Genomic DNA, 10,102 nt, shown 5'->3' with positions numbered 1-10,102 from the left:
GTTGAATATTCAACATATATAGTTAACTATTCATAGAAAAACAGCACTTAGAGCGTCTTATCAAATGATATCGCCCTTAAAAGGTAGCTATGAGTGCAAGTTAACTGTTTTATATGTAAATCTATATGTTTTTGTATTATTTCAGGTTCAATACCAGAATTTAGCCTAAGTTAACTTCTGAATAGCTGATTATGTTAACTCGCGCTGATTTTAGCACACATCACCACTGGTTAACCTGATGAAATATTTTTTATTTTGAAGTTAGAATACTTGAGGTAGGGATATTATTTTGCGAAGTTATATTTTAGTTAGCTCAATGTGTTTGTAGCTATATTTTTTAGAAATATACTACTTAAATTTTATATTAACGTGGTGTGTATCCATTAATGAATGCACATTCAGTTTAAGGCTTGGGTAGCCATAAATAACTTTGAGGCTGGTATGACTGGTTACGCCTGTATAGTGTCGTTCTTGTCTATCTATGTATTAACTATATAGGTATGCCCTTTACATCGCCTTTCTTGTACATCCATGCACCCATGTCTTGCAAATCGTCGTTCCTGTGCATCCTTGCACCCACGGCATACGTTCGTCCTGCACATCGTCGCTCCTGTGCTTCCTTGCACCCACGACATACGTGCGTCCTGCACATCGTCGTTCCTGTGCTTCCTTGCACCCACGACATACGTGCGTCCTGCACATCGTCGTTCCTGTGCTTCCTTGCACCCACGACATACGTGCGTCCTGCACATCGTCGCTCCTGTGCTTCCTTGCACCCACGACATACGTGCGTCCTGCACATAAAAAAACCACCTAGAAGGTGGTTTTTTATGGATTAAAACGTTGAGATTAAGTTACTCGTCAAACGGGTTCACTAAAATCATCGTTTCAACTCGGTCTGGGCCAGTTGAAATAATATCAACAGGTACACCGGTAATTTCTTCAATGCGCTTAATGTAAGCTATTGCATTAGCAGGCAATGCATCAACAGATGTTGCGCCTACTGTTGTTTCGCTCCAACCTGGCATTTCTTCATACACTGGGGTAATTTTCTCATAACCTTCAGCTGCTGTAGGTGGCACAGTAATAATATCGCCTTCAGCCGTTTTGTAGCCTGTACATATTTTTAATGTTTTAAGGCCATCTAAAACGTCTAGCTTAGTTAAACAAAAACCACTAATGCTGTTTACTTGTACGGCACGATGCATTGCAACGGCATCAAACCAACCACAACGACGTTCACGGCCAGTTGTAGCACCAAATTCATGGCCTACAGTACCTAAGTGATTTCCCACTTCATCGTCTAACTCAGTTGGGAATGGACCCGAACCAACACGTGTAGTGTATGCTTTAGTAATACCAAGTACGTAATCTAAGTAAAGTGGACCAAAACCGCTACCAGTAGCAACGCCACCAACAGTAGTATTAGACGATGTTACGTATGGGTAAGTACCGTGGTCAATATCAAGCAATGTACCTTGCGCACCTTCAAACATGATAGATTCGCCCGCTTTACGCGCTTGATCTAGCATTTCAGAGATATCAGCAACCATGCCTTTAATGACTTCAGCAACGGCCATAGCATCGCTAAGCACTTCTTCGTAGCTTACAGGGTCAGCTTTATAATAATTAGTTAATACGAAGTTATGGTATTCCATAATTTCTTTTAATTTTACAGCAAATGACTCTGCGCAAAATAAATCACCAACACGTAAACCGCGACGAGCAGCTTTATCTTCATAAGCTGGACCGATACCACGACCTGTAGTGCCGATAGCTTTGCTACCACGAGCTTTTTCACGCGCTGCATCTAATGCATTGTGGTAAGGAAGAATTAACGGACATGCATCACTAATTAAAAGACGATCGCGTACAGGTACGCCACGTTCTTCTAACATTGCCATTTCTGTCATAAGTGCTTTTGGACAAAGAACTACACCGTTACCAATTAAGCATTTTACGTTATCACGTAACACGCCAGATGGAATAAGGTGTAAAACGGTTTTTTCACCGTTAATGACTAGTGTATGACCCGCATTGTGGCCACCTTGATAGCGCACTACGTATTTTGCTTTATCAGTAAGTAAGTCGACGACTTTACCTTTACCTTCGTCACCCCATTGGGTGCCTAGAACTACGACGTTTTTACCCATGTTCACATATTGGTAAGAAAATTAGGCGGGGATTCTATCAAATATCAATATTGAGTCCAAGCAAAAGTTGGTGATTTTTAGCGCGATATAAAAAAAGCGTTTGATAGTGCACAGTTAGCAAGATAATTAATTTGCCGCCCAAAAAATTAAAAGCCCAATTATCACCAAAAAAATGCCAACCTGACGAATAGCCCCAATAGATTCATTGGCTAATTTTAAAACATAAGCGCGCCATTTATTCGGAAAAAGCGCAGGGATCAACCCCTCAATAATGAACGCAATCGCGATAGCCATTAATAATGTAGATAGCATTTTTCGCCCTGTTATTTTGTTTTATTTACAAAAAAGCCATGACACTGTCATGGCTTTTCAATACTCGATTAAACGTTAAACTTACTTCGCTTTTTTACTATCTTTTAGATAATTAAAGAAGTTGCTATCCGGTTTAACGACTAAGATATCACTCTTATCGCTGAAACTTTTCTCGTAAGCTTCTAAGCTACGGAAAAAGCCATAGAACTCAGCATCTTGACTGTAAGAGTCAGCATAAACTTTCGCTGCTAAGGCATCGCCTTCACCACGAATTTCTTGTGCTTCTTTTTGTGCTGTCGCTAACATTACAGTAACTTTAGCATCAATTGTTGCACGAATGATTTCAGCTTGCTCTTGACCTTGTGAGCGATGTTCTTTCGCCACAGCGGTACGTTCAGCACGCATACGCTCGTATATCGACGTACTAACTTCAGTAGGTAAGTTAATCGCCTTGATACGCACATCAATGACTTCAATACCTAAATCTTCACGGCTACTTGCAGCACTTTCAAGTGCTTTCGCCATAATGTCATCACGTTCACCAGAGACTATATCTTTAATAGTACGCGTACCAATTTCGGTACGTAGACCATTGTTTACTTTCTGTTTAAGTAATGAACGTGCATTCTCAATTGAACCTGAGGTACGTAAATAGTAAGTAGAAAAGTCAACGATGCGCCATTTAACAAATGAATCGACCATTAAATCTTTCTTTTCAGATGTAACGAATCTATCCGGTGCATCATCTAACGTTTGAATACGTGCATCAAGTTTACGTACTTGGTTAATAAACGGAAATTTAAAGTGTAAACCAGGCTCATAAACTTTCATGTCGCCGTCACCATCACGTTTAATTTTTGAGAATTGGAAAACAATGCCACGTTGACCTTCAATTACCACAAAAACAGACGAAACCGTTAGCACAAGTATTAAGGCAATAATTGCCAATAGAAAATTCTTCATGGCTTAGTCTCTCCCATTATTGAAACGGTCATTACGACCGGATAATGTTGGTGCAGTATTATTGCTATTTGACGATTGATTTATCGTCGTCGGTGATGATGATTGTTGAATAGTACGTTGACCACCAGATTGCTGTTGCATTATTTTATCTAATGGTAAGTAAATCATGTTATTACCACCTTCAACATCAACCATAACTTTACTGGTGTTACTGTATACTTTTTCCATCGATGTAATGTACATACGCTGACGAGTTACTTCAGGTGCTGCTTTATATTCAGGTAATAGCTTGTTAAAACGAGCCACGTCACCTTCAGCATCGAGAAGTATTTGCGATTTATAAGCTAAAGCTTCTTGCTCTAAACGCTTAACACGACCACGGGCACGAGGTTCAATACCACGAGCATAAGCTTCAGCTTCTCGTAAAAAGCGAACTTCATCTTCTTGTGCAGAAATAGCATCATCAAATGCATCTTTAACTTCGTTTGGTGGACGAGCATCCTTGAAGTTAACATCAACAATGATCAAACCTAAATTATAAGGCTCGATAATTTTTTCTAGTTCTTTCCAAACAGCTTGACGAACAGCCTCACGACCACTCGTTAAAATGTCGTCCATGTTTGCGTGACCAACAACATAACGCAAAGCACTATCAAGCGATTCACTTAAACTTTCATCAGCATTAGTAACACTGAAAATATAGTTACGTGAGTCAACAACACGGTATTGAATTTCCATTTCAACACGCACAACATTCTCATCTTTCGTCAGCATAAACCCTGAAGAAGGAAGGTTACGTGTTGTTTGCATATCAACTGGAATAATACGTTCAGCGAACGTCCACTTCCAACGCAAACCTGGTTCTACCGTACCTGCGTATTGACCAAAGCGTAAAACAATACCTTTTTCAGCTTCTTTAATCGTAAAGAAACCTGCAAATACATAAACCAATATTGATATGATGAGTACAACCATGATGCCAATACTGGAGAAACTTTTTCCAGAACCGCCTCCTGATTTGCCACCACCGAATATACCGCCAAATTTATTGCCGATATCTTTTAATAAATCATCTAGGTCAGGTGGACCTTGGTTTTTGCCACCTTTATTTTTCCAGGGGTCTTTCTCATTATTCCCCGGTTCATTCCAAGCCATGCTATTCTCCGCTATAAAAATTAATGCGCTAACTGCTACACTAACGATAAAACACTGCGTTTCACGTAATATATCAGTCTGTTAAGTTTGAATAAAGTGCTCTATTTCAGCTTCATCTTGTTTTAGTAACTGATTCCACTCTCTGATAGGTAATTTTATGTTGATTAAACAATTACCTTCTTCATCATAATGTTCATTAGTAATACAATTTAACTCGTAAAGTTGACCACGAATTTTACCTGCAGATGGCGGTAAACACAGCAAATGTTGGATAATTTCTTTTCCTAATCGCTCTGAAAGCGCTTGGAATAATAATTCAATACCAACACCTTGTTGCGCTGAAAGCCACACACGAATAGGTAATCCTTGATCGTCACGGTCAATTCGCGGCTCTACATCATCTAACTGGTCTATTTTATTACAAATTAATAGTTGTGGGACTTCGTCCGCTTCTATTTCTTTTAAAACTTCTTCTACTTGTTCAATATTTTCACTGCGTCGCTCATCTGCGATATCAATGACGTGGAGTAATAACTCCGCTTCGCGTGTTTCGGTTAACGTGGCTTTAAATGCAGCAACTAAATCATGAGGCAAATGACGAATAAAGCCTACCGTATCGGCAAGAATAACACGACCAACATCTTCAACTTCAATTTTACGTAAAGTTGGATCTAAAGTGGCAAATAATTGATCCGCGGCATAAACACCCGCTTGGGTAATTTTATTAAATAGGGTCGATTTACCGGCGTTGGTATAACCGACTAAAGAAATTGTTGGGATCTCAGCTCGAGTTCTTGCTCGACGACCTTGCTGCCTTTGCTTTTCAACTTTACCTAAACGTTTACGAATATTTACCATACGTTCGTGAAGTAAACGACGGTCAGTTTCAAGTTGTGTTTCACCAGGCCCGCGTAAGCCAATACCGCCTTTTTGTCGCTCTAAGTGAGTCCACCCACGAATTAGGCGGGTACTCATATGACGTAATTGCGCTAACTCTACTTGCAATTTACCTTCATGAGTTCGAGCTCGCTGAGCAAAAATATCTAAAATCAATGTAGTGCGATCAACCACACGACATTCGCACAAAGCTTCAATATTTTTTTCCTGAGAAGGCGATAAACTATGGTTAAATAAAACAATATTCGCATCGAACATACGTACAGCATCAGCAACTTCTTGTACTTTACCTGTGCCAACAAAGTATTTTGGGTGCGGAGTATTGCGTTTACCCGTAACGGTATTTAACGCAGTAATACCAGCAGAATCAACAAGCATTTCGAACTCTTGTATATCTTCGCGGGTGTTATCATCTGGAAAATCTAAATGAACAAGTATCGCCTGCTCACCTGCTTGATACCTATCAAACAAATGAGCGACTCCATACAATACTAGCTTTTTGCATTAATCTTCTAATTCCTGATTCGATTGTGGGGCTGGCATAGTAGTTACTGCTCGCGCTGGCACTACCGTTGAAATGGCGTGCTTATATACCATTTGGCTAACGGTATTTTTAAGTAAAATTACAAATTGATCAAATGACTCTACTTGCCCTTGTAGTTTAATGCCATTAACTAAATATATTGCTACCGGAATACGATCACGACGTAACGCATTCAAAAACGGGTCTTGTAAAGATTGCCCCTTTGCCATTATTTGGCCCCTTTTGTTATTTTTAGTAAAAAATTAAATATTCAGTTCAAATATTTTATTAGAATAATTCAATAAACTAGCTGGTTACTGCGCAACTAATTTAATTATACATTAATGTCTACAGTTTGCTTACTGCCGATAAAATAAGTTTTAAATTATTTTCGTCTTCCATATGCAACCAATGTAGGTTTTGCCAACTTCTTAACCAAGTCAGCTGTCTTTTTGCTAATTGACGCGTTGCACAAATACCTTTAAAAACCATATCTTCGTGAGTAAAGTCACCTGCTAAGTGTTGCCACATTTGCCGATAACCAACACAACGAATTGCAGGTAAATCAAGGTGTAAGTCGCCTCTTTCTTTCAAAGCGATAACTTCTTGTTCAAAGTTTTGCGCTATCATTTGCTTAAAACGAAGTTCAATGCGTGCATGCAAATCACTACGCTCTTTTGGTGCTATAGCAAACTGTAAAACATTTCCACTGACTATATCACCTTTTATTGCAGTTAATTGTGTCAAAGTATTACCAGACTTTCGATATACTTCGATCGCACGCGCAAGTCTTTGCGGATCGTTAGGGTGAATTCGCTCTGCAGAAACAGGATCAAAGCTTTTTAATTCTTCATGCATCGCCAGCCAGCCTTTATCTGCCGCTTCTAACGCTATGGTATTTCGAATATCTTGATCCGCTTCAGGAAGTGGCGAAATTCCTTCAATTAAACTTTTAAAGTACATCATGGTACCGCCAACCAATAACGGTATACGGCCATTGGCTCGACTTTTTGCTATTGCCTTAAGTGCGTCATGACAAAAGTCAGCCGCACTATAGCTTTCGCTTGGATCCCTAATGTCAACCAATTGATGTGGATATGCTGCGAGTTCTTCTACAGTCGGTTTCGCGGTGCCAATATCCATACCTTTAAAAACTAACGCTGAATCAACACTAATAATGTCACAAGGCAGCGCATCACATAATGCCATCGCCAATGCGGTTTTACCCGAAGCTGTAGGCCCCATTAAACAAATAACGGGAGGCTGCTGCTGGTTAATGTTTTGTTGGTTTAACACCTTGGTCATTATGGTATAAATTTACGCTAGCTGATTTATGTAAGATGTGAGGTCTATAGGGACAGAATTCAAGCGTAGTTGCTGCTCAAATTGACAATTAAAGTGACTTTCGCCATTTCGCCAGACTTGTAATGCATGGGCTTGTGTTAATTCGTCACTTACCATAAGTGCAGCCAATGCCATTTGCCAGCTAATTTCTGCATGCACTTCGTTACAGTGTTCAACATCTAACTGTTTAATTAACTTATTAAAACTATTAGCAATATCTTGATTTCTCAGTAAAGCGGGGAACTGTCGAATTTGAATTGTACTAGCGTTAACCTGGCGAATGTCCATACCAATATGTTGAAATTGATTTTCATTCATTTGTACGAATTGGGCAACTTTTTCACTAACCGATATTTTTATAGGAAGTAATAATGGCTGACTCACTAATTTTTCATGCCAGCGTTGCTTAATAGTCTGTAACTTAATTTGTAAATCAAGCTTCTTTACCGACAACAAGCGTAATGATTCACGCTGTTGAAAAACTAAATAATGTGGTGCCTGCCAAAACAATATTTTTGTATCGTTAGTTATTTCATTTTCCGCTGTAGTTAGATTACTCTCTGGCATTGCTGAACTGGCTGACGCTGAGGAAGCCGTTCCTTGTATAATCGCCGGCTCTCCTACCTGTGAGTCTAGCGCTATGGGTGTCATTAAATCACTGTAAGCCTTACTGGCTTGAGGGTTAACCCTATTAGTGTAATGCTGTCCTCTACTGCGCTGGTCTTGATGCTCATGATGATATTGAGACGTTTGACTTGCCGGTTTATAACGGTCTGAAGTAGTGATGTCTTGACGTGAGTCAGGTGAATCAGAGCGTGCCTTTAAAGGCGTAATAAAGCTCGAGGGTTGAGTGTCAACCTGCTGATGCACTTGTTCATTACTTGAAACAGGAAGTATTTCACCCGTAGAATTATCCACATTAAGATCGAGGTCGCTATGTAAAGCTCGGTTACAAACAGAATAAATAAAATCATGCACATAGCGCCCTTGATGAAAGCGCACTTCATGCTTTGCTGGATGCACATTCACATCTACTTCACTGAAATCGAGCTGTAAAAATAAAACAAATGCAGGGAAACTATCGCTGGGCAATAAGTCAGCATAAGCTTGACGAATAGCATGATTAATCAGTTTGTCACGCATCATGCGTTCATTTACATAACTGTAACTTAGGTCATTTTGGTTACGAAAATAACTTGGCTGAGCAATCCAACCATGTAAATGTAAGCCTTCATGTTCACAGTTTATTTCAATGGCGTTATCAATAAATTTTTGTCCACACACTTGCGCTACACGTTTACTGCGCTGAGTATCTGTATTGGCACTACGGAATTGTTTAATAATTTTATGGTTATGTGACAAAACAAAGGTAATATCAAAATTTGCAAGTGCGATACGCTTGATAACTTCTTCAATATGAGCATATTCTGTTTTTTCAGTGCGCATAAATTTTCGTCTAGCAGGCGTATTGAAAAATAAATCGCTGACATCTATAGTTGTGCCGTTCGGGTGAGCAGCAGGCTTAACCGATACGGCCATATCGCGCCCTTCTGCATTCGCTTGCCATGCGGATTCTTGATTCTCAGGTTTCGACGTTAATGTTAAACGCGATACAGAACTAATACTGGCTAGTGCCTCACCACGAAATCCTAAGCTACTTATAGCCTCCAGATCATCAAGATCTTTAATTTTGCTGGTGGCATGTCGGCTCAACGCTAAGGCTAACTCGGCTTTGGCAATGCCTTTGCCGTTATCAATAATACGAATACGCTTGGCGCCGCCTTTCTCGATTTCAATTTTAATACTGGTTGCGCCAGCATCAATACTATTTTCGACAAGTTCTTTAACAACAGAGGCTGGGCGTTCAACTACTTCACCTGCGGCAATTTGGTTAGCGAGGCGAGCGGGTAATATTGCGATGGTCATACGAGCGTTAGTCTGCCTGTGGTATTTTGAGTGTTTGGCCAATTCTAACGACATTTGATTTGAGGTTATTGGCAGATTTTAGTTGTCTGATAGAAACTTTGTAGCGTTGTGCAACAACAGAAAGCGACTCACCACGACTCACTTTGTGTTCACGCACACGTGTTGCCGCCATTAATGTGCCGTCAGGAGGGTTGCGAGAAAAATAATCATCAACAGCAATATATATCGCATTAGCTAGCTTTTGCTGATGACTACTGTTATTCAACCGTCTTTCTTCTTGATGATTAGAAATAAAGCCAGTTTCGATGAGTACAGACGGAATATCAGAAGACTTTAACACCGCTAAACTTAGGCGCTCAGGCTTATGCTTGTGTAATTTGGTTACTTTTTTTAACTGTTTAACCACATGCTCAGCAAAATCATAGCTACTGGCCATAGTGTATTCTTTTTTCATATCGCCAAGGGCAATGGCTAAGTTATTATCTTTGGTACTTCTAATGGTTTCTCCAGCACCGCCAAGTAACTCTGAATTTTTTTCTCTGTTTTGAATCCAACGAGCAAATTCAGAATCAGCACGACGCGTTGCTTGTACTAACACTGAAGCGCCGTTAGGTTTTGATGAGGTAAATGCATCAGCATGAATGGAGATGAGTAAATCCGCTTTTGACTTTCTCGCGAGCTCAGTTTTACGGTTATGATCAACATAACTCAAGTTTCGGGGTTCACTTTTAACCAATAAAAGTGAATTATCCCTCATTCTAAGGCTTCTTGCCGCAAAGTAAAATTATCCATTTGCATGACTTGCGTAAAAAAATCGACAACCGTCTGT

Annotated in this window: 9 protein-coding genes; all 9 read right to left on the bottom strand. The window is 39.8% G+C overall.

Annotated elements, in window-relative coordinates:
- Window positions 1-854 precede the first annotated feature (854 nt).
- Entirely contained in the window at window positions 855-2,153 is a 1,299-nt protein-coding gene (locus tag H4J50_RS17160) for an adenylosuccinate synthase (protein WP_108454749.1), read from the bottom strand.
- A 126-nt stretch (window positions 2,154-2,279) separates the two neighbouring features.
- Window positions 2,280-2,465, bottom strand: coding sequence for a DUF2065 domain-containing protein (locus H4J50_RS17155; RefSeq protein ID WP_182257478.1), 186 nt, complete (start codon window positions 2,463-2,465; stop codon window positions 2,280-2,282).
- 81 nt (window positions 2,466-2,546) lie between these two features.
- A complete protein-coding gene (gene hflC / locus H4J50_RS17150) occupies window positions 2,547-3,428 on the bottom strand; it encodes a protease modulator HflC (RefSeq protein WP_182257477.1) in 882 nt (293 codons plus the stop codon).
- Window positions 3,429-3,431: 3 nt separating this feature from the next.
- Window positions 3,432-4,583, bottom strand: coding sequence for an FtsH protease activity modulator HflK (gene hflK, locus H4J50_RS17145; RefSeq protein WP_108454746.1), 1,152 nt, complete (start codon window positions 4,581-4,583; stop codon window positions 3,432-3,434).
- A gap of 81 nt (window positions 4,584-4,664) precedes the next feature.
- Window positions 4,665-5,951 (bottom strand): ribosome rescue GTPase HflX, encoded by a 1,287-nt coding sequence (hflX, locus tag H4J50_RS17140; protein ID WP_108454745.1) that lies wholly within the window; start codon window positions 5,949-5,951, stop codon window positions 4,665-4,667.
- Between the two features lie 33 nt (window positions 5,952-5,984).
- A complete protein-coding gene (gene hfq / locus H4J50_RS17135) occupies window positions 5,985-6,233 on the bottom strand; it encodes an RNA chaperone Hfq (protein ID WP_108454744.1) in 249 nt (82 codons plus the stop codon).
- A gap of 118 nt (window positions 6,234-6,351) precedes the next feature.
- Window positions 6,352-7,308, bottom strand: coding sequence for a tRNA (adenosine(37)-N6)-dimethylallyltransferase MiaA (gene miaA, locus H4J50_RS17130; protein WP_182257476.1), 957 nt, complete (start codon window positions 7,306-7,308; stop codon window positions 6,352-6,354).
- A 12-nt stretch (window positions 7,309-7,320) separates the two neighbouring features.
- A complete protein-coding gene (gene mutL, locus H4J50_RS17125) occupies window positions 7,321-9,273 on the bottom strand; it encodes a DNA mismatch repair endonuclease MutL (protein WP_182257475.1) in 1,953 nt (650 codons plus the stop codon).
- Window positions 9,274-9,280: 7 nt separating this feature from the next.
- On the bottom strand, window positions 9,281-10,030 hold the full coding sequence (locus H4J50_RS17120; RefSeq protein ID WP_182257474.1) for an N-acetylmuramoyl-L-alanine amidase: 750 nt from the start codon (window positions 10,028-10,030) through the stop codon (window positions 9,281-9,283).
- Window positions 10,031-10,102: the final 72 nt, after the last annotated feature.

Source organism: Colwellia sp. 6M3 (assembly GCF_014077595.1).
In the GTDB taxonomy this organism is placed as follows: domain Bacteria; phylum Pseudomonadota; class Gammaproteobacteria; order Enterobacterales; family Alteromonadaceae; genus Cognaticolwellia.
Note: the sequence above shows the minus strand (reverse complement) of the source record. Positions and strands in the feature narration are given on the sequence as shown.